Below are 25,264 nucleotides of genomic sequence, written 5' to 3' on the forward strand. Positions count from 1 at the left end.
CCTGTAATTGGATGGACTCGCCCCAGCCGAGGCGTCAATGCGCCACGGTGGCAGTCTAAACAGCCAACGGCAGCGAGGGCGAGTCCATGAAAAAGCATAGTTCGATTGATCAATCCCTGTCTTCTACCGATTTGTCGGCCTGCACAACCTTGGCGGTCGATCTGGCCAAGCAGGTTTTTCAGGTCGCCGGTGAAGATGTTCTCGGCCAGGTGCGCTTCGAGCAACGGATCAAGTCGCGCGAGGCGTTCTATGAGTTTCTCCAAAAGTTGCCGCCTCATGTTGTGGTTTTGATGGAGACCGGTCCGGGTGCTCAAGCCTGGGCCCGGCAACTGCAAGACCAAGGTAATTCGGCGCGGATTCTTCCAGCCGGTTTGGTGGCCAAACATCGCAGTGGGCCAAAAAATGATCGCAACGATGCGTTGGCGATTCTGCGGGCTGGTCGCGATGAAAAAATCTGCGCAGTACCGGTCAAAAGCGTCGCGGCGCTGGCCATGCAGGCGTTGCATCGCGCCCGTCAGGGCTATGTGCGTCGGCGCACGGCCGTCAGTAATCAGATGCGCGGCCTGCTGCTCGAGCACGGTGTCGCCTTGGCGCAAGGCGATGTTGCGATCAGCCAGAAAATTCCGCGGGTGCTGGAAGATGCTACCCAGCCGGTGCCGGCCCTGCTGCGTGAACTGATCGACGAACTGCTGGCCGAGTGGCGCCATTTGGGCGAGCGCATCAGCGTACTGACGGGACGCCTGGAAGTGGCCGCCAACGCCGACATGACGGCGAAGCGACTGATGACTGTGCGCGGCATCGGCCCAGTCACCGCCACGGCCCTGGTGGCCAAGGAAACCAAGCCTGAGCGATTTCCCAATGCCCGCAAGTTTGCCGCGTACTTTGGCATGGTGCCTGACCAGCACAGCAGCGGGGAAAAGATCCGGCTGGGGGACATGACCAAGCGAGGTGATGCTTATTTACGCAGCCTGATGATCCAAGGAGCCCACGCGGTGCTGCAACAACTACGACCTGATTCCCAGCAACCCGATGACCGCCGCTTGTTGCACTGGATGAGCCGGTTGGGTCGTAAGGAAGCTGCGATCAGGCTAGCCAACCGCAACCTGCGAATCGTCTGGGTGCTTCTACAGAATGACCAGACTTATCGTCGCCACGCCGGAGATGGCCAGCAGGCAACGATGAGCCACTGAGCGACAGAGTTCTGCCACCGAGGTACCAACTGTCCGACCCTTTGCTGAAAAAAATTGACCCCAGGTAAGACCGGCGTGGATTGATGCCTAAGCTCCTACTGGCCTTCGAGGCCTGAATGTAATCGGCATACCACGAGCTTTTCCAATTTTGGCCAGAAGCCGAAGACGGCTTCCACGAATAGGCCTTATACATAGATGCAACGGGGCGACGGTTTTTTAAAAGCGGGTAGACAGTGGGGGCGAGTCCATACATAGGAGCTGGCTTGCCAGCGAAAGCGTCCTTGAGCCCTGCATCGCCCATGAAGACGCCATCGCCGGCAAGCCGGGCTCCTACAGGGGTTTGCGTCGTTCTTTAAGCGGATTCGACATTCAGCAAAAAGGCGCCAAAATCCAAGGTTTATGGCAAACTTCGCGCCTATAAACACCGGCCCCGCGATTTTGAGCCTTCGCCGCCGCGGGCAGGCCGGAATACAGCGATGCCAGGTTTGCGTCCACGGATGGGAATAGACCCTTTGTGCATTGGTACGTTTGTACCAATGCTTTCTGCCTGAACAGATCAGAGACACGACCATGCATAACGTCGTCATCAGCGGCACCGGCCTGTACACCCCGGCCAACAGCATCTCCAACGAAGAGCTGGTGCAGTCTTTCAATGCTTATGTCGCTCAATTCAACGCTGACAACGCCCAGGCCATTGCCCGCGGTGAAGTCGAGGCGTTGACCGAGTCCAGCGCAGCCTTCATCGAAAAAGCCTCTGGCATCAAAAGCCGCTTTGTCATGGACAAGGAAGGCATTCTCGACCCGCAACGCATGGCGCCACGCTTGCCGGAGCGTTCCAACGACGAATGGTCGGTGCTCTGCCAGATGGCCATCGGCGCCGCCGAACAAGCCTTGCAACGCGCCGGCAAAACCGCCGCGGACATCGACGGCGTGATCGTCGCCTGCTCCAACCTGCAACGCGCCTATCCGGCCATCGCCATCGAAGTCCAGGAAGCGCTGGGCATCCAGGGTTTCGGTTTCGACATGAACGTGGCGTGCTCTTCGGCCACCTTCGGCATCCAGGCCGCAGCCAATAGCGTGCAGCTGGGCCAGGCCCGGGCGATCCTGATGGTCAACCCGGAAGTCTGCACCGGTCACCTGAACTTCCGCGACCGCGACAGCCACTTCATCTTCGGCGATGCCGCCACCGCCGTGATCATCGAGCGCGCTGACCTGGCCACCTCCAGTCACCAGTTCGACATCGTCAGCACCAAACTGCTGACCAAATTTTCCAACAACATTCGCAACAACTTCGGCTTCCTCAACCGCGCCGCGGAAGAGGGCGTCGGAGCCAAGGACAAGCTGTTCGTGCAGGAAGGCCGCAAGGTGTTCAAGGAAGTCTGCCCGATGGTCGCCGAGCTGATCGCTGCGCACCTGGAAGAGAACCAACTCAACGTCAATGACGTGAAACGCTTCTGGCTGCACCAGGCCAACCTCAGCATGAACCACCTGATCGTCAGGAAGCTGCTGGGACGTGAAGCCACCGAGCAGGAGGCGCCGGTGATTCTCGATACCTATGCCAACACCAGTTCGGCAGGTTCGGTGATTGCGTTCCACAAGCACCAGGATGATCTGGCTGCCGGCTCGCTGGCGGTGCTCAGCTCGTTTGGTGCGGGTTATTCGATTGGTAGCGTGCTGTTGCGCAAGCGCTGATTTTTTTCGCTGTCGCCGAAAAGATCGCAGCCTGCGGCAGCTCCTACATGGATCGATGTTCAATCGCGATATCGCGGTTGAAACCCGATCCTGTAGGAGCTGCCGAAGGCTGCGATTTTTTTTGCGCCAATAGAAACAGCCCAGCGTTGAAATATCGGAGGATGATGGGGACCGATAAATCAACGCCAGGCTGTAAAAGGGGCTCAGGCATCCATGCCGGAGTCGTGTAGCGGGGTCATCAGAACTTCGCTTCGGCATCCAGTTGCAGGGTGTTGATGTCGGAGTCTTTCAGGTTGACGCTGGCGTTGGTGTAGTCGGAAGTCGCCATGAAGTACGTCGCACCCAGGGTGAAGTTCTTGTCCAGCTCGTAGCTGACTTTCAGCTTGCTGCCGCGCGAACCGGTGAAGCCGTTGGCGAAGTCGGAGTCGGTGAAGGCACCCACCACCGCGTTCTGCTGTATATCGCGGTAGTTGTAGTCCAGGCCGAAGCCGTAGAGCTTGGTCTTGACCCCGGCCAGCCAGCCAGTGTCCTGATTGTTGCTGGCTTCGGCGTTGTGTACGTACTGGCCGTAGAGCGACAGCGGCATCGGCAGGCCGCCGATGTCGATCTGGCTGAAACCTTCCCACAGGCGGAACTCTTCGCCCGGGCTGTTACCGTTGACGGCCAGAGCGCATGGCGAGGTGGTGGCGGTGCAGGTGCTGTCTTCGTCATTGTCGTAGTTGTAGAGGCTGCCGCCGACGGTCAATTTCAGGTTGTCGGTAATGGCGAAACGCGCACCCAGCTGGCCAGCGTACAGACGCAGGTCGTGCTTGAACTGCACGCCGTCGCCATCGACGTTGTCCTTGAGGGTGTAGTGACCGGCGCTGCCGAACAGTTCGGTATTGCCCAGCGGGTACTTGTAGGTCAGGGCCAGGCCTTCAGGGTTGATGTCGCTGTCCCAGATGATGTCGCCCATGCTCACCCACGGTTGCAGCATCTTGCCGCCGATCACGTGCAGGTTCTTGATGGCGTCGGGGTGGTAGTCGACATAGCCCAGGTCCAGCCAGATCTGCTTCTTGTCGAAGTAGTTGTTCAGGTCCTGGTTGGTGGAGCGAGCGTCGTCGCTGCTGCCGGTGGCGATACGGATGCCGGTGTCCACTTGCGGGTTGATTTCGCTGAACGCACCCAGGCGGGCACGAATGCGCTGGCGGTCCTGGTCTTTGTTGTTGGAAACGCCGTCGTTGTGGACGTTTTCCTGACGGAAACGCACGTCGCCCTTGAATTGGGTCTTGGCCGCCCACGCCAGTTTCTGGTCGAAGGTGCTCAGCTCATTGGTTTTCTTCGCGGTGGCCGCGATCTGCTCGTTGGTCTCTTGCTGGGCCTGACGAGCGATTTGCTGGTCCTTCTGATCCCTTGCCAACTCGGCTTGCAATTCGCTGTACTGGGCGTTGGTAATCGAACCGTTAGCCCGGAGCATGTCGAGCAGTTTGGCGTCGACTGCGGCGCTGGCCGGAACACTCATGGCCAGCAACAGGCCGCCACACAAGGCCGCCGCAGTTTTCGTGGAAGCAAGACGCATATCAATCTCCGAAGATGAGAGTGGATGGCTGGACCATCCTGGGCACAACCGACCATGGGGTGGACGGAAAACAGTGGCCGGATATAACCCGGCGCTCTAAAAACAGGCGCCAGTATCGCGATGGTTTATTACAGTGCAGTGGCAGAGTGATGGCATGTCTGTGACGATGTACAGTCGTTGCGAACCCTTGATCTAGAGCGCTGTCGTCGAAATGCCCGTGTGCAATGCACACCGATAGGCGATACTCGCGAGGCTTCTACGCCATGAAGAGTGAGGATGGTGATGCCGTTGCAACGCTTGCAAAGTCTGTCCGAAATCGACCCGCAAACCTGGGATGCGCTGGTACCCGAGAATCAACCATTCCTGCGTCACGGGTTTCTCGGCGCGCTGGAAGACAGCGGCAGTGTCGGGCCCCATTCCGGCTGGCAGCCCGAGCATTTGCTGCACATGGAAGGGGATCGGCTGATCGCGGCATTGCCCAGCTACCGCAAATGGCATTCCTATGGCGAGTACGTGTTCGACCACGCCTGGGCCGATGCCTGCGAACGCGCGGGCATCGACTACTACCCCAAGCTGCTGACGGCCGTGCCTTTCAGCCCGGTCAGCGGCCCGCGCTTGCTGGCGGCCCGGGTCGAAGACGGTTTCGAATTACTCAAGAGTCTGCCGGGCTATCTGGAGATCGAACAACTCTCCAGTGCCCACATCAACTTCAGCGACCCGTTCACCGACGCGGCACTGGCCGAACAACCGGGCTGGTTGCAGCGCATCGGCTGTCAGTATCACTGGCAGAACCGTGGTTATCGGGATTTTCAGGACTTTCTCGACGTCCTGAGTTCGCGCAAACGCAAGCAGATGCGCAAGGAACGCGAGCAAGTGGCGGGGCAGGGGATCGATTTCGAATGGCTCGAAGGCCGGGAATTGACCGAGTCGCAGTGGGATTTCGTCTACGCCTGCTACGCCAATACCTACGCGGTGCGTCGGCAAAGACCCTACCTGACGCGGGCGTTTTTCAGTTTGCTGGCTGAGCGCATGCCGCAATCCATTCGCGTGGTATTGGCCAGGCAAGGGTCCCGTCCCGTGGCGATGGCGTTCAGCCTGATCGGCGGCGACAGTTTTTACGGGCGTTACTGGGGCTGCCTGGCGGAGTTCGATCGGCTGCACTTCGAGACGTGCTTTTATCAGGGGATGGACTACGCGATCGCCAATGGCTTTGCGCGTTTCGACGCCGGCGCCCAGGGTGAGCACAAGTTGATTCGCGGTTTCGAGCCGGTCATCACGCATTCCTGGCACTACTTGCGCCATCCGGGTTTGAAAGCGGCTGTGAAGGACTTTTTGCAGCAGGAACGGGTCGGGGTATTGGCCTACGCGGATGAGGCGAAGACCGCCTTGCCTTACCGGCAAGGCTGATCTTCGCGGTACTGCCGGTCAGCTGCTTTCCTTGCCGAGAAAGCGATACAGCACGCCGCCGACCACTGCGCCGAGCAGCGGCGCGACCCAGAACATCCACAGCTGCTGGATCGCCCAGCCGCCGACGATCAGCGCCGGGCCGGTGCTGCGTGCCGGGTTGACCGAGGTGTTGGTGACCGGGATCGAGATCAGGTGGATCAGGGTCAGTGCCAGGCCAATGGCGATCGGCGCGAGCCCCGCTGGTGCGCGGTTGTCGGTGGCGCCAAGGATGATCAGGATGAACATGGCGGTCATCACCAGCTCACAGACAAATCCCGCCGCCATCGAGTAGCCGCCAGGGGAGTGTTCACCGAAGCCGTTGGACGCCAGGCCCGACGCCAGTTCGAAACCGGGCTTGCCGCTGGCAATGAAGTACAGCAGGGCGGCGGCGATCACCGCGCCAAGCACCTGGGCGATGATGTAGGCCGGCAGTTCACTGGCCGGAAACCGTCCGCCGACCACCAGCCCCAGCGACACCGCCGGGTTGAGGTGACAACCGGAAATGTGGCCGATGGCGAATGCCATGGTCAGCACCGTCAGGCCAAACGCCAGGGAAACCCCGAGCAAACCGATGCCGACGTCCGGGAAAGCAGCGGCCAGCACCGCACTGCCGCAACCACCCAACACCAGCCAGAAGGTACCTACCAACTCTGTAGCGGAACGTTTGAACAGAGACATGAGAGAGTGTCCTTTCGAGATTTTGCTGCCTTGTGCATCCAGCAGATGGACTGCAGAACCACCTCCAGAACCTTGGCTGAGTACAGCACTGTTTTTCCAAAGTTCCAGTGGGCATAAAAAAACCGCCAGCGCCCGGGGTAGCGGGCGTGGCGGTTTTTTAGCGGGTGCAGGGCCTAATCGATCCCGACAAAACCCCCAGTCTGGTGTTGCCACAACCGCGCATACAAACCGCCATGGGCCAGCAATTCTGCGTGGCTGCCGGTTTCGGCGATCCTGCCGTTTTCCAGCACCACCAGCCGGTCCATCCGGGCGATGGTCGAGAGCCGGTGGGCGATGGCGATCACGGTCTTGCCCTGCATCAGGGTTTCGAGGCTTTCCTGGATGGCCGCTTCGACCTCTGAATCCAGGGCCGACGTGGCCTCGTCCATGATCAGGATCGGCGCATCCTTGAGCAGTACGCGGGCGATGGCGATGCGTTGGCGCTGGCCACCGGAGAGCTTCACCCCGCGTTCCCCGACATGGGCATCGAAACCGCTGCGGCCTTCGGCGTCCGAGAGGGTGGGAATGAAACCGTCGGCCCGGGCCTTGTGCACCGCCTCCCAGAGTTCGGCGTCGGTGGCGTCGGGTTTGCCGTAAAGCAGGTTGTCGCGGATCGAACGATGCAGCAGGGACGTGTCCTGGGTGATCATGCCGATGCGTTCGCGCAGGCTTTCCTGGCTGACGTCGGCGATGTTCTGGCCGTCGATGAGGATGCGCCCGCCCTCGACGTCGTAGAGGCGCAGCAGCAGATTGACCAAGGTCGATTTGCCCGCGCCGGACGGACCGATCAGGCCGATCTTCTCGCCGGGTTTGATCGTCAGGTTGAGCCCGCCGATGATCCCGCTCCGCTTGCCGTAGTGGAAGTCCACGTTGTCGAAGCGTACTTCGCCACGGGCCACCGCCAGCGGTTTGGCCTGGTCACGGTCGGTGACGCTGACTGGCTGCGAGATGCTTTGCAAGCCGTCCTGGACCATGCCGATGTTTTCGAAGATGCCGGTGACCACCCACATGATCCAGCCGGACATGTTGACGATGCGGATCACCAGCCCGGTGGCCAGGGCAATGGCGCCCACGCTGATCAGCGACTGCGTCCACAGCCACAAGGCCAGGCCTGTGGTGCCGACGATCAACAGGCCGTTCATGCTGGTGATGACCACGTCCATGCTGGTGACGACACGGCCGGCCAGCTGGGCCTTTTCGGTCTGCTCCTTGATCGCTTCGCGGGCGTATTGCTGCTCGAAGTTGGTGTGGGCAAACAGCTTCAGGGTGGTGATGTTGGTGTAGCCGTCGACGATCCGCCCCATGAGTTTGGAGCGCGCATCGGAGGACACCACCGAACGTTCCTTGACCCGTGGCACGAAGTAATAAAGGGCGCTGATGAACGCGACGATCCAGGTCAACAGCGGGATCATCAGGCGCCAGTCGGCTTCGGCGAACAGCACCAGGGAGCTGATGGCGTAGATCAGCACATGCCACAGCGCGTCGACCGCCTGTACGGCTGAATCACGCAGGGAGTTGCCGGTCTGCATGATGCGTTGGGCGATACGACCGGCGAAGTCGTTCTGGAAAAAATTCAGGCTCTGCTTGAGCACGTAGCTGTGGTTCTGCCAGCGGATCAGGCTGGTCATGCTGGGGCTCAGCGTCTGGTGCACCAGCAGGTCATGCAGGCCGACAAACACCGGGCGCAACACCAGCGCCACCACTACCATCCAGGTCAGTTCGAGACCGTGTTCCTTGAAGAAGTCGACGTTTGGCGTGCCTTGGGCCAGGTCGATGATGCGGCTCAGGTAGCTGAACAGCGCCACTTCGATCAATGCGCCGAACAGGCCGACGATCAGCAGGGCGGCGAAACTCGGCCAGACTTGCTTGAGGTAGTAAGTATAGAACGGCAGGACCCGATCTGGCGGGGCGGCTGTCGGGGCGTCGCGGAACACGTCGATCAGTTTTTCAAAACGGCGATAAAGCATCGGTTATTCACCCGCGAACGGGCTCTCCTTCAACGGTTTGAGCGTTGCCGGCAGAAACCGGCAACGGCTCGGACATCCATGTCCAGCTTGGTTTCAGTCGATGCGCTTGGCCGACTTGATGAACACCGGGTCTGCTGGCACATCCTTCATGCCGCTGCGCACGGTGGTTGGCGAATTGACGATGATGTCCACCACGTCCATGCCCTTGACCACCTTGCCGAATACCGCGTAACCGTCACCCTGGTCGAGGAAATCGTTGTCCTTGACGTTGATGAAGAACTGGCTGGTGGCCGAGTCAGGCACCGAGGTACGGGCCATGGACAGGGTGCCACGCACGTTGACCAGACCGTTCTTGTGCTCGTTCTTGATCGGCGCCTTGGTTTCTTTCTGCTGCATCTGTTGAGTGAACCCGCCGCCCTGGACCATGAAGCCCGGAATCACGCGGTGGAAAATCGTGTTGTTGTAGAAGCCGCTGTCCACATACTCAAGGAAGTTCTTGGTACTGATCGGGGCCTTGACCGGGTCCAGTTCGATTTCGATCTGGCCGTTGGTGGTGTCCAGCAGAACGTGCGGCGCCTTGGCAGGCGTTGCTGCCATCAGGTTGGCGGCAAACAGAACGGAGCCAGCGGCGAGGGCGATTTTTTTCAGCATGGGTCAGTGATCCTGAGGGGTAGTGTCGACTGCGGCGAGAAACTCCAGCAGCGTCTGGTTGAAGCGTTCGGGCTGGTCCAGCGGGGTGGCGTGACGCGAATCGGCGATCACTGCCAGCCGAGCATTGGGCAGCAGTCTTACGTAGTTTTCCTTCAGCGCGACCGGCGTGTAGTCACGGTCAGCGCTGACGATGAGGGTTGGACAGGTGACCTTCGACAGTCGTTCCTGAACCCCCCAGCCAACAATGGCATCGAAGCTGGCGAGATAAGCACGTTTGTCGTTTTTTGCCCAGCGATCGGCCATCTTTTGTCGCAATTGGGCCTGCTCCGGCTTGGGAAACAATTTGCCGCCCAGGGCTTCGCCGATGGTGCGCAGGCTGAGCGCACGCATCAGGCTCCAGCGCTTGAACCATTGCCAGTAATCGTCGCGGCTGCGCAGCTTGACCTCGGGTGCGCTATTGACGATGCACAGGCTCTTGAGCAATTGCGGCTGGTCCACGCCCAATTGAAAGCCGATCATGCCGCCCATGGACAACCCTACGTAGTGGGCCGGCCCCAGGTTCAGGTGCTCGATAAGCGCCACCAGGTCGGCGCTGAACCCCGCGATGCTATAACGCTCGCGGGGTTTGTCGGAGCGCCCGTGGCCGCGCACATCCGGGACGATTACCCGGTAGCGGGCGGCCAGCGCCGGGATCTGTTCTTCCCAGTCCAGGGTGCTGGAACCCAGGCCGTGGACCAGCAGCAACGGCGTGCCGTGCCCATATTCCTCATAGTGCAGGTTGCAACCTTCGTGTTCGAAATAGGCCATGCGTTACCTCCGTGTCAGGCTTGTTCTGGGGCGGCGAACGGTGCGTCCAGGGGGGCGGTGTCGAATGTGCGCAACAGCTCGATAAGAATCTGCGTCGCCGGGCCGAGCGGTTTGTCCTTGTTCGAATACAGGTAAAAACTCGGGTTACGGCTGCCGCCCTGGTCCAACGGTAGCAGCTTGAGCGTGCCTTCCTTGAGTTCCCGTTCGATCATGTGCCTTGGCAACCAGGCAAATCCCAGGCCGCTGCCAACGAACGTGGCGGCGGTGGCCAGGCTACCGACGGTCCAGCGCTGTTCGGCACCGAGCCAGCCGACGTCCCGTGGCTGCTGGCGACCGGAGTCGCGGATGACCACTTGCAGCTGGCTTTCCAGGTCCTGGAAATTCAGTTCGCGATTGAGCCGGTGCAGCGGGTGTTCCGGATGGGCGACCGCGACGAACTCGACGTCGCTCAACTCCGCGCCCAGGTAACCGGGAATGCTGAAACCGCTGATGGCCAGGTCGGCCACGCCTTCGAGCAGCACCTCTTCCACGCCCGACAGCACCTCTTCGCGCAGGCGCACGCGGCAGCCACGGCTTTGCGGCATGAACGCGGTCAGCGCGCGGACCAGGCGGGCGCTCGGGTAGGCGGCATCGACCACCAGGCGCACTTCGGCTTCCCAACCTTGCTCCATGTGATGGGCCAGGTCTTCGAGCTGGCTGGCCTGTTTCACCAATTGGCGGGAACGGCGCAACAACACGCCGCCAGCCTCGGTGAGCACCGCCTTGCGACCGTCGATGCGCAGCAATGGCACGCCGAGCTGGTCCTGCATGCGCGCGACGGTGTAGCTGACCGACGATTGCGAGCGATGCAGCGCCTCGGCGGCCTGGGCGAAACCACCGTGGTCGACCACGGCCTGCAGCGTTCGCCATTGATCAAGGGTCACGCGGGGCGCTTTCATGATGGGCTCCTCTTGTCCTAAGCTGCGCAGTTCTTATTGGAGACTGCTGAATGAAAAAAATCTGTTGTTTGTTACTGGCAATGTTGCCGCTGACTGCGTTTGCTTATCCGATCGACGTGCAGAAAGAGCTCAATGGACTGAAAATCGACTACACCACCTACGCCTCCGACTACGACATGGGTTCGATCACCGTGAACAACTACGGCGACACCGCTGCCGAATGTGCGGTGGTGTTTCGCAACGGTCCTGAATCGCCAAAGACCCGCAGGATCAATCTCGACGCCGGCAAAAGCGCCGATCTTTCCGCCAAGTTCAACCGCAAGATCATCAAGCTGTACATCACCATGACCTGCAAGCCGAAATGACCTTCAGCGGAGCACGCCCATCGCTGATGCTCCGCTTATAAACGAAATTATTGATCGGTTATAGCAGTTATTTGCGCTTTTTAATCGATATGACGCTGTTTAACCTTCACTCCATCGACCTACAGCATTCTCAGATGGAGGCTACAGCCCATGTCCCGCGTTCTGATCATCGAAAGCAGTGCCCGTCAGCAAGACTCGGTTTCCCGTCAACTGACCCAGACCTTCATCGCCCAGTGGCAAGCCGCGCATCCGAAGGACCAGATCACCGTTCGTGACCTGGCTGTCAACCTGGTGCCACATCTGGATATCAACCTGTTGGGCGGCTGGATGAAACCCGCCGATCAGCGCAGCGATATCGAGCAAGTATCCCTGGAACGCTCCAACCAGCTGACCGACGAGTTGCTCGCCGCCGACGTGCTGGTGATGGCCGCGCCGATGTACAACTTCGCCATTCCGAGCACGCTCAAGGCCTGGCTCGACCATGTGCTGCGTGCCGGCGTGACCTTCAAGTACACCGAAACCGGCCCGCAAGGCCTGCTCAGCGGCAAGCGCGCTTACGTACTGACCGCTCGCGGCGGGATCTACGCCGGCAGCACCGCGGATCACCAGGAACCCTACCTGCGCCAGGTCATGGGCTTTATCGGCATCCACGACGTGACGTTCATCCACGCCGAAGGCATGAACCTGGGCGGCGACTTCCAGGAGAAAGGCCTGAACCAGGCGAACGCCAAGCTTTCCCAAGTGGCCTGAGTCGTTAATCGCCAGATAATCACCGGATGGTCTAGTGACCTGGCGCGTTACCCTTCAAGCCTGCACGCGCATCGAACCTCCCTTTGCACTTGTTGCTCCTGAGTGCTCTGGCCCGATTGAACGCTTTAGCGAGATCGGGCTTTTTTTTGCCCAGGATTTTGTGGGAGCGGGCTTGCTCGCGAATGCGGTGTGTCATTGAGCATTTCAGTCGACTGACACACCTTATTCGCGAGCAAGCCCGCTCCCACAGGGTTTTTGTATCGTTTGACTGTTCGCGATCCCCGTCAAAAACCGCTATCTTCGCCGCCATTCAAAACGAGGCGAGCATGGGCTATCTACTTTTTGTCACGCTGATCCAGGCGTTTTCCTTCAGTCTGATCGGCGAATACCTGGCCGGTCATGTCGACAGTTACTTCGCGGTGCTGATACGCGTGCTGCTGGCGGGGCTGGTGTTCATCCCGCTGACCCGCTGGCGTTCGGTGGAACCGGCGTTCATGCGCGGCATGTTGCTGATCGGTGCATTGCAGTTTGGTGTGACCTACGTCTGCCTGTACCTGAGCTTTCGCGTGCTGACGGTGCCGGAAGTGCTGCTGTTCACCATCCTCACGCCTCTTCACGTGACCCTGATCGAAGACGCGTTGAACCGTCGTTTCAATCCCTGGGCCTTGATCGCGGCACTGGTGGCGGTGGGCGGCGCAGCGGTGATTCGCTATGACCGGATCAACCCGGACTTCTTCATGGGCTTCCTGCTGCTGCAACTGGCCAACTTCACCTACGCCGCCGGGCAGGTGCTCTACAAACACTTGGTGGCGCGCCATCCGAGTGACCTGCCGCATTACCGGCGCTTCGGTTATTTCTACCTGGGTGCATTGGCGGTGGCGTTGCCGGCGTTCCTGATGTTCGGCAAATCCAACTTCCTGCCCGAAGCACCGCTGCAATGGGGCGTGCTGCTGTTCCTCGGCCTGGTCTCGACCGCGTTGGGCTTGTACTGGTGGAACAAGGGCGCGTGCCTGGTCAACGGCGGGACGCTGGCGGTGATGAACAACCTGCATGTGCCGGTGGGGCTGCTGATCAATCTGCTGATCTGGAATCAGCATGAAGAGCTGGGGCGGTTGTTGCTGGGGGGATCGGTAATCTTGATGGCGGTGTGGATCAGTCGGTTGGGCATTCGCCAATCCGCGGTCGCACACTGAAAAGCTGAGGGAGAGAGCCGGCGCTAAAAAAACAAAACCCCTGAGGCCATCAGGCATCAGGGGTTTGGAAATCATGGTGCCCAGAGACGGAATCGAACCGCCGACACGGGGATTTTCAATCCCCTGCTCTACCGACTGAGCTATCTGGGCCGCGGCGGCATTAAACGTTTTTACGGCTGAGGCGTCAAGCAAGAAATCACAAAAACCTAATGAATACCTAAGCTTACGACTAGATTACATGACGTGTTTTTCAGGTGTGGGGATGTGGCTCGCGCCCAATACCGCCGGTAGCAGCCCGGCGCGCAGATCCGTTCCACTGGGCTGCTGATAAAGGCTCAAGCCAAATTCCGGCAACACCGCCAGCAGGTAATCGAAAATATCCCCCTGGATCCGCTCGTAATCGGCCCACGCGGTGGTGCGGGTAAAACAGTAGATCTCCAGTGGAATACCCTGGGCCGTGGTCTGCATCTGCCGGACCATGCAGGTCATGTTGGGCTGGATCTCCGGATGACTCTTCAGATACGCCAGTGCATAGGCGCGAAAAGTGCCGATATTGGTCATGCGGCGGCGGTTGGCTGACATCGCTGCGACATTGCCCTGGGCTTCGTTCCAGGCCTTGAGTTCGGCCTGCTTGCGGCTGATGTAGTCCGTGAGCAGATGAACCTGGGACAGCTTCAGCTCCTCGTCATCGCGGATGAACCGCACGCCACTGGCGTCGATGAACAGGCTGCGCTTGATCCGCCGGCCACCGGACTGCTGCATGCCGCGCCAGTTCTTGAAGGACTCGGACATCAGGCGCCAGGTCGGGATCGAGACAATGGTCTTGTCGAAATTCTGCACCTTGACCGTGTGCAGGGTGATGTCCACCACGTCGCCGTCGGCACCGACCTGGGGCATCTCGATCCAGTCGCCGACCCGCAGCATGTCGTTGCTGGTCAGCTGCACGCTGGCGACGAACGACAGCAGGGTGTCCTTGTAGACCAAGAGGATCACCGCCGACATCGCTCCCAGGCCCGACAGCAGCAACAGCGGCGAACGGTCGATCAAGGTGGCGACGATGATGATCGCGCCGAATACGTACAAGACCATTTTCGCCAGTTGCACGTAGCCCTTGATCGAGCGGGTGCGGGCGTGCTCGGTGCGGGCGTAGATGTCCAGCAGGGCATTCAGCAAGGCCGAGACGGACAGCAGCAGGAACAGGATGGTGAACGCCAGCGCCACGTTGCCGAGGAACAACATCGCGGTTTTGCCCAGCTCCGGCACCAGGTGCAGGCCGAACTGGATCACCAGCGACGGAATTATCTGCGCCAGACGCTGGAACACCTTGTTGTGCCGCAAGTCGTTGATCCAGTGCAGCGCCGGCTGACGGCCAAGAATTTTGCTGGCGTGCAGGATCAGGTAGCGCGCCACTCGTCCGAGGGCCAGCGCAATGAGCAATAACACCACGAGTGCCAGGGCGGCGTGCACGATCGGATGCTGGTCGAGGGCACCCCAGAGGTCTTGGGCATTGAGCCAGAGCTGTTTGATATCCATGGGCAAAAAACGATTCTTCTGTGGGACACGATGGGCGATTAGAGCATTTAAGACGCTTTGTATTACCGTCGGTGACAATTCGAGCAACAAAAAAACCACTGTTTACCGCCATTTGTATAAAGAAACTCGGCCTGAGCGCTCGAAACCGGTACCCTATGCAGCTGTTTTTTTGCATTTCTTCGAGGTAGCACCCGTGTTTTCCGAATTCGCCTTGCACGAACGCCTGCTCAAAGCCGTGGCCGAGCTGAAATTTGTCGAGCCAACGCCTGTGCAAGCAGCGGCTATTCCGCTGGCGCTCCAAGGTCGTGACCTGCGGGTGACAGCGCAAACCGGTAGCGGCAAGACCGCTGCATTCGTTTTGCCGATCCTCAACCGCTTGATCGGCCCGGCCAAGATCCGCGTCAGCATCAAGACCCTGATCCTGCTGCCGACCCGCGAGCTGGCCCAGCAAACCCTGAAGGAAGTTGAACGCTTCGCGCAGTTCACCTTCATCAAGTCCGGCCTGATCACCGGCGGCGAAGACTTCAAGGTCCAGGCCGCCATGCTGCGCAAGGTGCCGGACATCCTGATCGGTACCCCTGGCCGGATGATCGAGCAACTGAATGCCGGCAACCTCGACCTCAAGGAAGTCGAAGTGCTGGTGCTCGATGAAGCCGACCGCATGCTCGACATGGGTTTCGCCGAAGACGTACAGCGCCTGGTGGACGAGTGCACCAACCGCCAGCAGACCATGCTGTTCTCCGCCACCACGGGCGGTTCCGGCCTGCGCGAGATGATCGCCAAGGTCCTGAACAACCCTGAGCACCTGCAGCTCAACGCGGTCAGCCAGCTGAACGAAACCACCCGCCAGCAAATCATCACCGCTGACCACAACCAGCACAAAGAACAGATCGTCAACTGGCTGCTGGCCAACGAGACCTACCAGAAGGCCATCGTCTTCACCAACACCCGGGCCATGGCCGATCGCATCTACGGTCGCCTGGTGGCCCAGGAATACAAGGCGTTCGTGCTGCACGGCGAGAAAGACCAGAAGGATCGCAAGCTGGCGATCGACCGTCTGAAGCAGGGCGGGGTAAAAATCCTGGTCGCTACCGACGTCGCCGCTCGCGGCCTGGACGTGGACGGCCTGGACCTGGTGATCAACTTCGACATGCCGCGCAGTGGCGACGAATACGTGCACCGCATTGGCCGTACCGGTCGTGCCGGCAACGATGGCCTGGCCATCTCGCTGATCTGCCACGGCGACTGGAACCTGATGTCGAGCATCGAGCGCTACCTCAAGCAGAGCTTCGAGCGCCGCACCATCAAGGAAGTCAAAGGCACCTACGGCGGGCCGAAAAAGGTCAAGGCCTCCGGCAAGGCCGTTGGCGTGAAGAAGAAAAAGACCGACGCCAAGGGCGACAAGAAAAAAGTCGCCGCCAAGACCCCGACCAAACGCAAGAGCGTCAACCGCCCGAAGAGCGACTCTCTGGTGAGCAAGGACGGCATGGCCCCGCTCAAGCGCCGCAAGCCGGAAGCGCCGGCCGCTGAATAAGGCCCCGTAAAAATCAAAAGATCGCAGCCTGCGGCAGCTCCTACACTGGACCACCTGTAGGAGCTGCCGAAGGCTGCGATCTTTTGATCTTGTCTTTTTAGCTCTCGGCTTTCTTCTCTGCCGTCCCGAGCTCCTTCAATCGCTGATCAATCAACTGGCACTTGTCCGGCAAATCCTTGGAGGCCGTTCCAAGGTCCATCTTCTGCAGCTCGTCGTTGATTTCCTTGGCCTTGGCCGGGTTCTGTTCGGTGAGCCTGGTGACTTCCTTGGCCAGCTGCTCGCGCTTGAGGGTGGCCTCCTCGGGTGTGCAGGCCCAGACGGGCAGGGCGCAGGCGAGGGTGGTGGCGAGGGTGAGTTTCAGCAGGATCTTCATCTGTCGGGCCTCAGTTCCGGTTAAGGCGGGTTAACCGGTTGAGGGCTGGAACAGGGAAAAAGTTCACCCTCATCCGCCATGGCAGCAGCTCTTGGGCGCCTGATCCTCATACCGGTCATGGTGCCGCACCCAATCCATGATTTCGTCTTCATTGCGCCCCTTGGGCGTCAGGTCCAGGTAGTTGTAGGTACCGACCAGCAGATCCAGGCCCCGTGCATACGTCGAGTAAGTATGGAAAATCTCGCCGGCCTCATTTCGATAAAACACGCTGAGACCGGGAAGTTCTTCTTCGCTGCCATCGGTTTTTTCGTAGTTGTAGGTGGCCTTGCCGGCGGCGACGTCTTGGGGGCGAGCCGTCACACCGAAGTCATAATTGAAATCGCAGCCTTCGGACGACACCCAGTCGAATGTCCAGCCCATGCGCCGTTTGAACGCCTGGAACTCGGCGAACGGTGCATGGGAGACCGCCACCACCGCGACGTCGTGGTGCGCCAGGTGCTGGTTGGCGCCGTCGATGTGATCGGACAGGAACGAGCAACCCGGGCAGCCCTCATCCCAGCCTTCAGCGAACATGAAATGGTAAATGACCAACTGGCTGCGGCCACCAAACAGGTCGGCGAGTTTCAGTTCGCCGTCGGGGCCCTGGAAGTGGTAGTCCTTGTCGATTTTTACCCAGGGCAGGGCGCGGCGCTCGGCGCTGAGTCTGTCGCGTTCCCTGGTGAAGGCCTTTTCGTGGGCCAGATGTTGCTTGCGGGCGGCGAGCCAGTCTTCCCGGGACACGACCGGGTGATTCTGAATGTTCATCGGGCTTTCTCCTGCGTGAGGCGGGGAGGTGACTTACACAGCCTAGTCGTTTGACTTGCCGGTAATTCGACATGCCGCCGGTCGGTAGCGCTAAAAAGGTGGGCTGAACGGCTACCCCGCACTCGTGTCACAACCTATGAAGGCCCTCTCTCACGGGTACCGGAGGTTGAAACGGGATGACGACTTATAACTGGGATTTGATTGAACGCTTGCTGCACGAAGTCCAGAACGGTGCGAGCAGCTTCACGCCACGGCCCTACGCCGAGCAGTACGCCGCAGAGAAAGCATCGGAAGGCGAGCAGACGGAAAACCTGGATCACTTGAAGGCAGTGGCCGGCGAGTACGAAAAGCTGCTGCTGGAGCGAGGTTATATCGAACCTCGGCCGGAAGAGCAGGGTGGCACCGGTTCGAATTACATTCTGACGATCCGGGGTTCGAGGTTGTTGAGCCTGATCGACAGCAGTATTCCGGGCAATGACCATCCGCGGCAGGTTCTCGATGATCAGGAAGATGCGCTGGACGAACTGACGTTCGATGAAGTGGCTTCGAAGGCGCAGATTGCCTGAATAAAAAGATCGCAGCCTGCGGCAGCTCTACATGGATCGAGTGATTCTGTAGGAGCTGCCGCAGGCTGCGATCTTTTGATCTTTCAACCCTGCTTAGCCGCTTTCAGGCACTTCAAATCACTGAAATCCTTCCTCACGCCCTCGATTTTCGTCAGCAAGCGTTGACGTTGTTGCGGCGTACTTTCCGCCATCAAATCCACAAACAGCGCCCGCGCCTGGGCTTCGGTCTTGGCAAAAGCCTCGCGGTAAGCCGGTGTCCACAAGCTCTCGCGATTGACCAGAAGCGTCTCGATCCGCTGTGGGAATTGTGCGGTATGGCGCTGCGCCACGGCGGCACTGAATTGTTTCTGCCAGTGGATGCGGTTGGCGATCCATTGCGTATTCTGGTCGCCCAAGGCATTCGACCAGGCCATGACCCGCTGGTGTTGAGAGGCGTTGAGCGGTCCGAGCCATTCATTCAGGCGTTTTTCCATGCGCGCGCCACGCTGCTTGATCTGCTGCTCCAACGACGGTTTCAGGTATTGCTCCTGGCGCTTGCGCTGGTCCTTGGCGAAGGCCTCGTTCATTTCCGCGACCTGATTGTCATCCAGGCCCTGCAGCAATTCGATGGCCGATGGTGTGATTTCCCGGGCCGTCTCTGCAATCGCCGCTTCGGCTTCCGCGGTGCGTGCCTGCAGCGCGGCATCGGTCACCTGATTGGTCTCGATCATTGACTGCAAGCGGTCCAGCCAGTTGAGATACCCCGGCATTTGCGTGGTGCAATGCCAATCCAGGTGTTCCTTCAGGCGTTCGCTCAGCCAGTTCTTTTGCTCACCGTTCATGTCCAGGTAGTCGCTGAGCGTCCAGGGAATGATCACGTCGAGGTTGCGATAGGCCAGGCCCATGCGGCTGCACGCGCCGAGGGCAAGGGTGAACATGAGCACAAAGGCGATGTTTTTGATCCAGCAAGACATGGGCGAATCCTTGCGAAAGCCTGGCTTCTGCAACTGTTTTTCATCTGAACGCAGAATCAACCCGGCAGTTCAGCCCGTCAGTAGAACGCGCGTTCGGCCTTGAGGGTGAGAAGCGCGTCGCACTGGCTATTTTGCCCGGTATAAGCTGAACAATAGCTGCCGCTGAGGCTGGAGTCGCTGTAGATCAGGTCGAGGTCGATGCCCATGAACGGTCGGGACAGTTTGACCGACCAGTCGGTGAAGCTGCCGACGTAACCGCCGTCTACCGCGACCGGCGTGTTCAGCTGATGGGTGGTGTATTTCATGCTCACCCCGATGCCGAACGGCTGGTTGCCGCGCAGGTCGGCAAACAGGGTGCTGTTCTGTTTGTCCGGGTCGTTGCTCAATGCTGCACCGAATCGGCTGCCCAGCAGGGTCAGGCCACCGAACACTTCCTGGCTGTCGAGGGTATCGACTTCGGGGTAGCTGTAATGGATGACGCCCACTTCGTAGCCAAGGACCTGGTCGAAGGGTTGCTTGAAGCCGGCGTAAGAGTCGATCTCGAGGTTTTTTCCCGGGCTGATGCCCATGCTCGGCGACCATTGGCCAAAGTAGAAGCCGCTGTCATGGGTCAGGTCCAGGCCGCCATGAAACGAGCCGACGGCCGATGGCTTGACGAGGCCCTGGGCCATGCTGCGGCTGGGGCTGGTTCCGAGCTTGAGGTCGAAATCCCCCAGCTCGCGCTGAAAGATTTGCCCATGCACCGCCGGACACGCCAGCAGGCCGGCAAGCAGCAAGGATAAACAAGAAGGTATGCGCATGCGTCACTCCATGAACAGCGAGCGCAAGCTTGGGCCTGCTGAAACGCTTGATCCAGACGCGTGCAAGGATACCGACGAATGACAGGCAGCGTGGCCCGTTCGTCGATTTCTACAAGATTGGAGGTTTTGCAGCGGGGGTGTAGCGGGGTTCCAGTCCAAGCGCTTCGAAGCTCAAAGCGCTTAGGGACCAGGTGCAGCGCAGGGTATTACTTCTTGCCGAGCGTGATCTGCTTGGACGGGCCGAATGTCTGGCCGCTGACACCTTTGGCAATTTGCTGGATTTCACCACCGGATTTGAGAAACGCAGCGATCTGGCTGTTGATCGACTCGCTGGTTTCGACGGCTGGAGCTGGCTTTGCTTTGCTGTTGGATGCTTTTACACGCATGGCGGCCATTAACCTGTAGAAAATTAACTTGGCCAGGCATCGTACAGGATTGACTGCCTATTTGCTTGGTAAATATCCGCTGGAGGACATTGGGTGGTGGTGCGACAAAATGCAAGTTGTTATTTGCGATATTGCCCTAAGCCGCTGTTTTAACTAAGAACCTGGCTTGGAAAGCAACGTTCCATCCAGCGTGGGCGGCAGGGAAACTGACGGATCAGTCAGACGAGCGGCCGGTCGAGCAGGGCAAAACCGAGAAAAATTAAGGCTTTGCGGGGAATTTCTGGCTCCACCGGGCTGACCGCCGAACCTGACCGCTAAAACCGGGTAGAATGGCGCCACGCAATGAGGGTATTGGACATGGCTTTAGTCGGGCGTTACAACAGTTTGCAAGTAGTTAAACACACTAACTTCGGTTTATATCTGGACGGTGGCGCGGATGGCGAAATCCTGTTGCCGAATCGTTATATTCCAAAGGATATTCCCAGCGAAGATGAAGACTGGCTCAACGTTTTTGTTTATCTGGATAGCGATGACAAACTTATCGCAACTACTGAAAAGCCGAAAGTTCAAGTCGGTGAATTCGCCAGCTTGAAAGTTGTTGAAGTCAACAGCATTGGCGTGTTCCTGGATTGGGGGCTGCCCAAAGACCTGTTGCTGCCGTATTCGGAAGAAAAGCGCCAGATGCAGGCCGGTGAATACGCCGTGGTGCATGTCTACCTCGACAAGCACACCCGCCGCATTACCGCGACGGCGCGTCTGGACCGGTACCTGGACAAGACGCCCGCCAACTACACCCCGGGGCAGGAAGTTGACCTGCTGGTGGCCGAAGCGACCGACATGGGCTTCAAGGCGATCATCAACAACAAGCACTGGGGCCTGATTCACAAGAACGAAATCTTCAAGTTCATGCGCGCCGGCAAAGAAGAGAAGGGCTTCATCAAGGAAGTTCGCAGCGACGGCAAGATCAGCCTGAGCCTGCAACCGGTGGGCGTCGAAGCGGCCAGCAGCCTGAACTCGAAGATCCTCGCCAAGTTGCGCGAGAACAACGGTAGCCTGGCCGTCAGCGACAAGAGCGATCCGACCCTGATCAGCAGCATGTTCGGCGTCAGCAAGGGCAACTTCAAGAAGGCCATTGGTGCGTTGTACAAGAACGGCCAGATTGTCATTCATGCCGATCGTATTGAACTGAGCTGACCGTCCCATGTTCCGTGTTGCCGAGGTAGAACGATGAGCGCCACCCGGCGCAGCGCCGATGGATTTGCCCTGCAAGTGATGGTGGGCTTGTGCCTGGTCTGGGGCATTCAGCAGGTGATGATCAAATGGGCGGCGCCCGATATTGCGCCGGTCATGCAGGCAGCCGGGCGTTCGGGCCTGTCCGCGCTGCTTGTGGGGTTGTTGATCTGCTGGAAGGGCGGCTGGGATCAGGTGGGCGCCACCTGGCGCGGCGGGCTGTTGGCCGGGGCCCTGTTTGGCCTGGAGTTCCTGTTCATTTCCGAAGGCCTGCAGCTGACCACGGCGGCGCACATGTCGGTGTTCCTCTATACCGCACCGATTTTCACCGCGCTGGGCGTGCACTGGTTGTTGCCCAGCGAGCGCTTGCGCCCCGTGCAATGGCTGGGCATTTTCCTCGCCTTCGTCGGGATCGGCATTGCCTTCGCCGGTGGAGTGTCCTGGGATAACCTCGATCGCCGCATGTTGCTCGGCGATGCGCTGGGCGTCCTGGCAGGAGCTTGCTGGGGGGCGACCACCGTGGTGGTGCGTGCATCGCGCCTTTCTGAGGCGCCGGTGACCCTGACCCTGTTTTACCAACTGATCGTCGGTTTCGTCGGCCTGTTGCTGATTGCGCTGCTGAGTGGCCAGATCACCCACGTCAGCCTGACCCGCGTGGCGGTGGCCAGCGTGCTGTTCCAGGGCATCGTGGTGTCGTTCTTCAGCTACCTGGTCTGGTTCTGGCTGCTGCGTCGTTACCTGGCGGCCAACCTGGCGGTGTTTTCCTTCATGACGCCCTTGTTCGGCGTGACGTTCGGGGTTGTCCTGCTGGGGGAGGCACTGAGCCTCAATTTCGTCATCGGTGCCGTGCTGGTGCTGCTGGGGATAACCTTTGTCAGCGCCGAACAGTGGGTGCGTCGCCGTTTGCGCAGGGCGCTCGGGCAGTCTTGAGTATGCCGGTCGTCATCTGCAACGCGCCTGGCTGAACGCTTGTCGTCGGATTGTGATCCATTCAGTAACAGATCGTTGCTATGTTTGGCGAGCATTGCTCGGCACTTCGGACTATTATCAGTGCGAAGCGACTACAGAATTCCGGTCGCCCGGCACTACCCTGAAGGGGGCATCATGAAAGAGAAAATCCAAAACTGGCTGCACGACCTGGGTGTTGCGCTCGGTTTGATTGAACCGCCTCTGCAACCTGTGCCTATTCGTACCGACGACGAACAACGCCGTCGCCAGCAGCGTCGCCGGTAAACGCGACGCCGTTTTGCAGCAGCAGCCAAAGGCTGCTGCTCGATAAGCAATGAGTGCTTCCAGGGAGATCGGCCAGGTCAACGCCGTCCGATCTCCATCAAGAACCGGCTCAAGTCGTTCGCCGTCCTGGCGGTCTTGAGCATCCGGTCTTCCTCGACGGTGAACGCCGTCAAGCCGAGTTCGTCTTCCAGATGGAAGATCAGGTCTTCGGTATCCGCTTTGTCCAACCCCAACGACTTCAGGCGTGCGAGCGTTGCCACTGGTCAATCATGTGGCGCAGGTGCTCCCCGGAAAAACTGCCGAAATGCCCGCCATGCACCGTACGGATCGGCAGGGCGCGCAAGCGCTGCAGACTGTGTGCGTAGTCATCGAGGTTGGAGTGGTAGGCGTCTTCGATCAACGGCCCGTCGTAGATGATGTCACCGCTGAACAGGGTCTCGGTGGCCGCTTCGTACAGGCTGATGCCGCCCGGCGAGTGCCCCGGCGTGTGCAGCACTTGCAGCATCCGGTTACCCAGGTCCAGTAAATCGCCTTCCTCGATGGTCCCGGTGGCCGGTGCGGCCTTGACCCGATATTCGGCGTAGCACAATGGGCAATCGGGGTGCGCTTCGAACATGTCGTCGCCGACGAAAGCCTTGCTCAAGTCATTTTCGCCGTCCGGTGCGGCCAGGATGTCCGCCTCCGCTGGATGCACCAGGCGCTCGGCGAATTCGTGGTGCCCGGCGATGTGGTCGAAATGGCAGTGACTGGCCACCGCCACCAGCGGCCGCTCGGTGATCCACGGCAGCTGTTCGCGCAGGCTGACCAGTCCCGAGCCGCTGTCGAGCAGCAGGTCTTTGTCGCGGCCTTGGATGTGCCAGAGGTTGCAGCGATAGAAGGGGCGAATCCAGGGTTCGTGAATCAGGCGGATGCCGTCACTGAGCTGTTTGACTTCGAACCACTGATCGCGGCTGACGATCTTCATGGGGCAGTTTCCTTCAGGCGAAAAAAAACGAGTGTGGCAACCGACGCCACACTCGTCGAAGAAAGCATCAAGTCGTTATATTCAGCTTAGGCGGCGCTGGCCAGTGTCATCGGGCGACGAGACAGCAGGCTGACCACCACGAAGCTCACCAGGCCTACGCCGAGGCTGTAGTAGATCGGCGTGTTGGCATCCAGGCCGTCCTTGAACATGAACACCAGCGCGGTGGCGAAGCCCAGGCCCATGCTGGCGATGGCGCCGGCGGTGGTGGCGCGTTTCCAGAAGATCGCACCGATCAGCGGCACCAGCATGCCGCCCACCAACAGGTTGTAGGCCAGGGTCAGGGCGCTGATCACGTCGTTCACCACCAGGGCGATACCCAGCACCACAATGCCGGTGAGCATGGTGACCAGGCGGTTCAGGCCCAGGCTCGACTGTTTACCGCCGCGCAGTTTTGGCAGCAGGTCTTCGGTCAGGGTGGTGGCGGCGGCGAGCAGGCCGGCGCTGGCGGTGGACATCATGGCAGCCAGTGCTGCAGCGATCACCAGGCCACGGATACCGTCCGGCAGGGACAGCTTCACGATGGCGGCGAAAGCGTTGTTGACGTTGTCCAGGTCCGGGATCAGTACGTGAGCGGCCATGCCGATCAGGGCACAGGCCAGGCCGTAGATGATGCAATAGATACCGGCAGCGGTACCGGCAACCTGGGCGACTTTGGCGGTCTTGACGGTGAACACCCGTTGCCAGATGTCCTGACCGATCAGGATGCCGAAGAAGTAGATCATGAAGTAGGTGATGATGGTGTCCCAGCCGATGGTGGTGAAGCTGAAGCTTGCCGCCGGCAGTTTCAACACCAGCTCATCCCAACCACCTACACGGTACATGCAGATTGGCAGCAGGATGAACATCAGGCCGACGGTCTTGATGACGAACTGGACGATGTCGGTCAGGGTCAGCGACCACATGCCGCCAATGGCCGAATAGATCACCACGACGCCACCGCCGAGCAGTACCGAGACCCAGAATGGCAGGCCGAACAGCACTTGCAGCACGGTGCCGATGGCCAGGATCGAGGTCACGCCGATCATCAGCGCGTACGCCAGCATGATCACCGCGCTCGCGGAGCGGGCCATCGGGTTGTAGCGTTTTTCCAGGACCTGGGTAACGGTGTAGATCTTCAGCTTGAGCAATGGCTTGGCGAGGAACAGGTTCAGCGCCACGATCCCGCAACCCAGGGCCGCGCACAGCCAGAAACCGGAGATGCCATGCACGTAGCCCAGGCGCACGGTGCCCACGGTGGACGCACCGCCCAGGACGGTGGCGGCCATGGTGCCCATGTACAGGCTCGGACCGAGGTTGCGACCGGCGACCAAAAAGTCTTCGTTGGTCTTGGCCTTGCGCATGCCGTAATAGCCGAGTATCAGCATCGCAGCGGCGTAGATGAGTACGACGAATAAATCCAAAGCCATGATGGCGTGTCTCCGATTGTCTTTTTTATGTGAGGCTGAAAATCAATCCCCTGTGGGAGCGGGTTTGCTCGCGAAGGCGGCGGCACATTCAAAATTAATGTGACTGACCGATCGCTTTCGCGAGCAAGCCCGCTCCCACAGGGGTAAT

The 25,264-nt window shown here is 59.7% G+C and carries 25 protein-coding genes, 1 tRNA gene and 1 pseudogene; 11 read left to right on the top strand and 16 right to left on the bottom strand.

The window, feature by feature from the left end; translation table 11 throughout:
- The first annotated feature begins 131 nt into the window (after positions 1–131).
- A complete protein-coding gene (locus tag SOP85_RS15645; protein ID WP_274078160.1) occupies positions 132–1,190 on the top strand; it encodes an IS110 family transposase in 1,059 nt (352 codons plus the stop codon).
- Between the two features lie 570 nt (positions 1,191–1,760).
- Entirely contained in the window at positions 1,761–2,882 is a 1,122-nt protein-coding gene (locus SOP85_RS15650; protein ID WP_323627437.1) for a beta-ketoacyl-ACP synthase III, read from the top strand.
- 238 nt (positions 2,883–3,120) lie between these two features.
- Here SOP85_RS15650 and SOP85_RS15655 read toward each other — a convergent pair whose 3' ends face one another.
- Positions 3,121–4,440 carry a putative porin gene (locus SOP85_RS15655; RefSeq protein ID WP_274073572.1) on the bottom strand — a complete coding sequence of 440 codons (1,320 nt, stop codon included), beginning with the start codon at positions 4,438–4,440 and terminating at the stop codon, positions 3,121–3,123.
- A gap of 282 nt (positions 4,441–4,722) precedes the next feature.
- On the opposite strand from SOP85_RS15655, the gene SOP85_RS15660 reads away from it, so the two are divergent.
- The gene (locus SOP85_RS15660; RefSeq protein ID WP_323627439.1) at positions 4,723–5,847 is read left to right on the top strand and encodes a GNAT family N-acetyltransferase; all 1,125 of its coding nucleotides are present in this window, start codon (positions 4,723–4,725) and stop codon (positions 5,845–5,847) included.
- 18 nt (positions 5,848–5,865) lie between these two features.
- Here the strand turns inward: SOP85_RS15660 and aqpZ are convergent, their stop codons facing one another.
- The 5 genes from aqpZ to SOP85_RS15685 form a co-directional block, all read right to left on the bottom strand.
- The gene (aqpZ, locus tag SOP85_RS15665) at positions 5,866–6,564 is read right to left on the bottom strand and encodes an aquaporin Z (RefSeq protein ID WP_274073574.1); all 699 of its coding nucleotides are present in this window, start codon (positions 6,562–6,564) and stop codon (positions 5,866–5,868) included.
- 173 nt (positions 6,565–6,737) lie between these two features.
- Positions 6,738–8,570 (bottom strand): ABC transporter ATP-binding protein, encoded by a 1,833-nt coding sequence (locus tag SOP85_RS15670; protein ID WP_323606776.1) that lies wholly within the window; start codon positions 8,568–8,570, stop codon positions 6,738–6,740.
- 93 nt (positions 8,571–8,663) lie between these two features.
- Complete coding sequence (locus SOP85_RS15675) at positions 8,664–9,221, bottom strand: peptidylprolyl isomerase A (protein WP_008060092.1); 558 nt, start codon at positions 9,219–9,221, stop codon at positions 8,664–8,666.
- Positions 9,222–9,224: 3 nt separating this feature from the next.
- A complete protein-coding gene (locus tag SOP85_RS15680; protein WP_274073576.1) occupies positions 9,225–10,028 on the bottom strand; it encodes an alpha/beta fold hydrolase in 804 nt (267 codons plus the stop codon).
- Between the two features lie 14 nt (positions 10,029–10,042).
- Positions 10,043–10,966, bottom strand: a complete 924-nt coding sequence (locus tag SOP85_RS15685) for a LysR family transcriptional regulator (RefSeq protein WP_110964427.1) — start codon at positions 10,964–10,966, stop codon at positions 10,043–10,045.
- 50 nt (positions 10,967–11,016) lie between these two features.
- Between SOP85_RS15685 and SOP85_RS15690 the strand changes: the two genes are divergently transcribed.
- The 3 genes from SOP85_RS15690 (at position 11,017) to SOP85_RS15700 (ending at position 13,274) form a co-directional block, all read left to right on the top strand.
- The gene (locus tag SOP85_RS15690) at positions 11,017–11,331 is read left to right on the top strand and encodes a 3-phosphoglycerate kinase (RefSeq protein WP_274073577.1); all 315 of its coding nucleotides are present in this window, start codon (positions 11,017–11,019) and stop codon (positions 11,329–11,331) included.
- 150 nt (positions 11,332–11,481) lie between these two features.
- Positions 11,482–12,081 carry an FMN-dependent NADH-azoreductase gene (locus tag SOP85_RS15695; protein WP_323627440.1) on the top strand — a complete coding sequence of 200 codons (600 nt, stop codon included), beginning with the start codon at positions 11,482–11,484 and terminating at the stop codon, positions 12,079–12,081.
- Between the two features lie 326 nt (positions 12,082–12,407).
- Complete coding sequence (locus SOP85_RS15700; protein WP_274073579.1) at positions 12,408–13,274, top strand: carboxylate/amino acid/amine transporter; 867 nt, start codon at positions 12,408–12,410, stop codon at positions 13,272–13,274.
- 74 nt (positions 13,275–13,348) lie between these two features.
- On the opposite strand, the gene SOP85_RS15705 is transcribed toward SOP85_RS15700, so the two are convergent.
- Positions 13,349–13,424 (bottom strand) — tRNA-Phe (locus SOP85_RS15705).
- Between the two features lie 84 nt (positions 13,425–13,508).
- Positions 13,509–14,807, bottom strand: coding sequence for a mechanosensitive ion channel family protein (locus SOP85_RS15710; protein WP_323606781.1), 1,299 nt, complete (start codon positions 14,805–14,807; stop codon positions 13,509–13,511).
- Between the two features lie 193 nt (positions 14,808–15,000).
- Between SOP85_RS15710 and SOP85_RS15715 the strand changes: the two genes are divergently transcribed.
- On the top strand, positions 15,001–16,341 hold the full coding sequence (locus tag SOP85_RS15715; RefSeq protein WP_046816823.1) for a DEAD/DEAH box helicase: 1,341 nt from the start codon (positions 15,001–15,003) through the stop codon (positions 16,339–16,341).
- Positions 16,342–16,438: 97 nt separating this feature from the next.
- On the opposite strand, the gene SOP85_RS15720 is transcribed toward SOP85_RS15715, so the two are convergent.
- Entirely contained in the window at positions 16,439–16,714 is a 276-nt protein-coding gene (locus tag SOP85_RS15720) for a hypothetical protein (RefSeq protein WP_274073581.1), read from the bottom strand.
- A gap of 69 nt (positions 16,715–16,783) precedes the next feature.
- The gene (locus SOP85_RS15725; protein ID WP_323627441.1) at positions 16,784–17,518 is read right to left on the bottom strand and encodes a DUF899 domain-containing protein; all 735 of its coding nucleotides are present in this window, start codon (positions 17,516–17,518) and stop codon (positions 16,784–16,786) included.
- A gap of 176 nt (positions 17,519–17,694) precedes the next feature.
- On the opposite strand from SOP85_RS15725, the gene SOP85_RS15730 reads away from it, so the two are divergent.
- A complete protein-coding gene (locus SOP85_RS15730; RefSeq protein WP_274073583.1) occupies positions 17,695–18,084 on the top strand; it encodes a transcriptional regulator in 390 nt (129 codons plus the stop codon).
- An 83-nt stretch (positions 18,085–18,167) separates the two neighbouring features.
- Here SOP85_RS15730 and SOP85_RS15735 read toward each other — a convergent pair whose 3' ends face one another.
- The 3 genes from SOP85_RS15735 to SOP85_RS15745 all read right to left on the bottom strand — a co-directional run bounded on the left by SOP85_RS15735 (position 18,168) and on the right by SOP85_RS15745 (position 20,232).
- Complete coding sequence (locus tag SOP85_RS15735) at positions 18,168–19,037, bottom strand: DUF6279 family lipoprotein (RefSeq protein ID WP_323627442.1); 870 nt, start codon at positions 19,035–19,037, stop codon at positions 18,168–18,170.
- 77 nt (positions 19,038–19,114) lie between these two features.
- Positions 19,115–19,837: a TorF family putative porin gene (locus tag SOP85_RS15740; RefSeq protein ID WP_274073585.1), complete on the bottom strand. Its 723-nt coding sequence runs from the start codon at positions 19,835–19,837 to the stop codon at positions 19,115–19,117.
- A gap of 206 nt (positions 19,838–20,043) precedes the next feature.
- Positions 20,044–20,232: a hypothetical protein gene (locus SOP85_RS15745; protein WP_172668627.1), complete on the bottom strand. Its 189-nt coding sequence runs from the start codon at positions 20,230–20,232 to the stop codon at positions 20,044–20,046.
- Between the two features lie 348 nt (positions 20,233–20,580).
- Between SOP85_RS15745 and SOP85_RS15750 the strand changes: the two genes are divergently transcribed.
- The 3 genes from SOP85_RS15750 (at position 20,581) to SOP85_RS15760 (ending at position 22,686) form a co-directional block, all read left to right on the top strand.
- Positions 20,581–21,417 carry a CvfB family protein gene (locus SOP85_RS15750; RefSeq protein ID WP_008060121.1) on the top strand — a complete coding sequence of 279 codons (837 nt, stop codon included), beginning with the start codon at positions 20,581–20,583 and terminating at the stop codon, positions 21,415–21,417.
- A 33-nt stretch (positions 21,418–21,450) separates the two neighbouring features.
- On the top strand, positions 21,451–22,383 hold the full coding sequence (locus tag SOP85_RS15755) for a DMT family transporter (RefSeq protein ID WP_323627443.1): 933 nt from the start codon (positions 21,451–21,453) through the stop codon (positions 22,381–22,383).
- Positions 22,384–22,557: 174 nt separating this feature from the next.
- Complete coding sequence (locus SOP85_RS15760; protein ID WP_007914492.1) at positions 22,558–22,686, top strand: PA1414 family protein; 129 nt, start codon at positions 22,558–22,560, stop codon at positions 22,684–22,686.
- Between the two features lie 77 nt (positions 22,687–22,763).
- Here SOP85_RS15760 and SOP85_RS15765 read toward each other — a convergent pair.
- From SOP85_RS15765 to SOP85_RS15775, 3 genes and pseudogenes are all read right to left on the bottom strand, one after another.
- Positions 22,764–22,928 (bottom strand): annotated as a pseudogene (locus tag SOP85_RS15765) (acyl carrier protein); the annotation flags it as partial.
- Positions 22,925–23,650: an MBL fold metallo-hydrolase gene (locus SOP85_RS15770; protein ID WP_323627444.1), complete on the bottom strand. Its 726-nt coding sequence runs from the start codon at positions 23,648–23,650 to the stop codon at positions 22,925–22,927. The gene SOP85_RS15770 and the pseudogene SOP85_RS15765, both read right to left, overlap by 4 nt.
- An 86-nt stretch (positions 23,651–23,736) precedes the next feature.
- Positions 23,737–25,116: a sodium:solute symporter gene (locus SOP85_RS15775; protein WP_274073588.1), complete on the bottom strand. Its 1,380-nt coding sequence runs from the start codon at positions 25,114–25,116 to the stop codon at positions 23,737–23,739.
- Positions 25,117–25,264 lie beyond the last annotated feature (148 nt).

The sequence above is a fragment of the Pseudomonas sp. YuFO20 genome, from assembly GCF_035064975.1.
In the GTDB taxonomy this organism is placed as follows: domain Bacteria; phylum Pseudomonadota; class Gammaproteobacteria; order Pseudomonadales; family Pseudomonadaceae; genus Aquipseudomonas; species Aquipseudomonas putida_AE.

What these genes read in the sequence shown, in the direction of transcription:
- SOP85_RS15650 (WP_323627437.1), top strand. Translation starts at nt 1,761, where the DNA reads ATGCATAACGTCGTCATCAGCGGCACCGGCCTGTACACCCCGGCCAAC.
- SOP85_RS15655 (WP_274073572.1), bottom strand. Translation starts at nt 4,440, where the DNA reads ATGCGTCTTGCTTCCACGAAAACTGCGGCGGCCTTGTGTGGCGGCCTG.
- SOP85_RS15660 (WP_323627439.1), top strand. Translation starts at nt 4,723, where the DNA reads ATGCCGTTGCAACGCTTGCAAAGTCTGTCCGAAATCGACCCGCAAACC.
- aqpZ (WP_274073574.1), bottom strand. Translation starts at nt 6,564, where the DNA reads ATGTCTCTGTTCAAACGTTCCGCTACAGAGTTGGTAGGTACCTTCTGG.
- SOP85_RS15670 (WP_323606776.1), bottom strand. Translation starts at nt 8,570, where the DNA reads ATGCTTTATCGCCGTTTTGAAAAACTGATCGACGTGTTCCGCGACGCC.
- SOP85_RS15675 (WP_008060092.1), bottom strand. Translation starts at nt 9,221, where the DNA reads ATGCTGAAAAAAATCGCCCTCGCCGCTGGCTCCGTTCTGTTTGCCGCC.
- SOP85_RS15680 (WP_274073576.1), bottom strand. Translation starts at nt 10,028, where the DNA reads ATGGCCTATTTCGAACACGAAGGTTGCAACCTGCACTATGAGGAATAT.
- SOP85_RS15685 (WP_110964427.1), bottom strand. Translation starts at nt 10,966, where the DNA reads ATGAAAGCGCCCCGCGTGACCCTTGATCAATGGCGAACGCTGCAGGCC.
- SOP85_RS15690 (WP_274073577.1), top strand. Translation starts at nt 11,017, where the DNA reads ATGAAAAAAATCTGTTGTTTGTTACTGGCAATGTTGCCGCTGACTGCG.
- SOP85_RS15695 (WP_323627440.1), top strand. Translation starts at nt 11,482, where the DNA reads ATGTCCCGCGTTCTGATCATCGAAAGCAGTGCCCGTCAGCAAGACTCG.
- SOP85_RS15700 (WP_274073579.1), top strand. Translation starts at nt 12,408, where the DNA reads ATGGGCTATCTACTTTTTGTCACGCTGATCCAGGCGTTTTCCTTCAGT.
- SOP85_RS15710 (WP_323606781.1), bottom strand. Translation starts at nt 14,807, where the DNA reads ATGGATATCAAACAGCTCTGGCTCAATGCCCAAGACCTCTGGGGTGCC.
- SOP85_RS15720 (WP_274073581.1), bottom strand. Translation starts at nt 16,714, where the DNA reads ATGAAGATCCTGCTGAAACTCACCCTCGCCACCACCCTCGCCTGCGCC.
- SOP85_RS15725 (WP_323627441.1), bottom strand. Translation starts at nt 17,518, where the DNA reads ATGAACATTCAGAATCACCCGGTCGTGTCCCGGGAAGACTGGCTCGCC.
- SOP85_RS15730 (WP_274073583.1), top strand. Translation starts at nt 17,695, where the DNA reads ATGACGACTTATAACTGGGATTTGATTGAACGCTTGCTGCACGAAGTC.
- SOP85_RS15735 (WP_323627442.1), bottom strand. Translation starts at nt 19,037, where the DNA reads ATGTCTTGCTGGATCAAAAACATCGCCTTTGTGCTCATGTTCACCCTT.
- SOP85_RS15740 (WP_274073585.1), bottom strand. Translation starts at nt 19,837, where the DNA reads ATGCGCATACCTTCTTGTTTATCCTTGCTGCTTGCCGGCCTGCTGGCG.
- SOP85_RS15745 (WP_172668627.1), bottom strand. Translation starts at nt 20,232, where the DNA reads ATGGCCGCCATGCGTGTAAAAGCATCCAACAGCAAAGCAAAGCCAGCT.
- SOP85_RS15750 (WP_008060121.1), top strand. Translation starts at nt 20,581, where the DNA reads ATGGCTTTAGTCGGGCGTTACAACAGTTTGCAAGTAGTTAAACACACT.
- SOP85_RS15755 (WP_323627443.1), top strand. Translation starts at nt 21,451, where the DNA reads ATGAGCGCCACCCGGCGCAGCGCCGATGGATTTGCCCTGCAAGTGATG.
- SOP85_RS15760 (WP_007914492.1), top strand. Translation starts at nt 22,558, where the DNA reads ATGAAAGAGAAAATCCAAAACTGGCTGCACGACCTGGGTGTTGCGCTC.
- SOP85_RS15770 (WP_323627444.1), bottom strand. Translation starts at nt 23,650, where the DNA reads ATGAAGATCGTCAGCCGCGATCAGTGGTTCGAAGTCAAACAGCTCAGT.
- SOP85_RS15775 (WP_274073588.1), bottom strand. Translation starts at nt 25,116, where the DNA reads ATGGCTTTGGATTTATTCGTCGTACTCATCTACGCCGCTGCGATGCTG.